At 64.2% G+C, this 956-nt stretch carries 1 protein-coding gene; it reads left to right on the top strand.

What is annotated here, in order from left to right:
• Positions 1-948: ABC transporter permease (locus AC31A1_RS51930; RefSeq protein WP_489659996.1), on the top strand; the 948-nt coding region annotated here is incomplete at its 5' end.
• Positions 949-956 lie beyond the last annotated feature (8 nt).

Genomic DNA, 956 nt, shown 5'->3' with positions numbered 1-956 from the left:
TTCCTCGGTGCGGCCGCGGTGTACGTGTTCTTCCTGGTCGCTGCTCCGCCGGTGCGGGACAGCGCGTCGATGGCGAACATTCTCTACAGTTCGTCGACGATCGGCATTATGGCGCTGCCGGTGGCGCTGCTGATGATCGGCGGGGAGTTCGACCTCTCCGCCGGTGTCGCGGTGATCACGTCGGCGCTGACCGCGAGCATGCTCAGCTATCAGCTGACCATGAACGTGTGGGTGGGTGTGATCGTCGCGCTGCTGGTGTCGTTGGGGATCGGTTTCCTCAACGGCTGGATGGTGGTCAAGACCGGGCTGCCGAGCTTCCTGGTCACGCTGGGCAGTTTCCTGATCCTGCAGGGTGTCAACCTCGCGGTGACGAAGCTGGTCACCGGGAATGTGGCGACCGACGACATCAGCAACATGGACGGCTTCGGCCAGGCCAAGAAGGTCTTCGCGACGTCCTTCGACATCGGCGGCGTCGACGTGAAGATCACGATCTTCTACTGGCTGGTGTTCGCGGCGGTCGCGACCTGGGTGCTGCTGCGGACGAAGTACGGCAACTGGATCTTCGCGGTGGGCGGGAACAAGGACTCCGCGCGGGCCGTGGGTGTGCCGGTGGCGTTCACGAAGATCTCGCTGTTCATGCTGGTGGGTCTCGGGGCCTGGTTCGTCGGGATGCATCAGCTGTTCACGTTCAACACGGTGCAGTCCGGTGAGGGCGTGGGCCAGGAGCTGATCTACATCTCGGCGGCGGTGATCGGCGGGTGTCTGCTGACGGGTGGTGCGGGTTCGGCGATCGGTCCGGTGTTCGGGGCGTTCATGTTCGGCATGGTGCAGCAGGGCATTGTGTACGCGGGCTGGAACCCGGACTGGTTCAAGGCGTTCCTGGGCGTGATGCTCCTGGGCGCCGTCCTCATCAATCTGTGGGTGCAGCGCACCGCGACCCGGAGGTGACCTTCATG

It is taken from the genome of Streptomyces sp. P5F9 (assembly GCF_057961495.1).
This window is presented reverse-complemented; position numbering and strand designations above follow the sequence as displayed.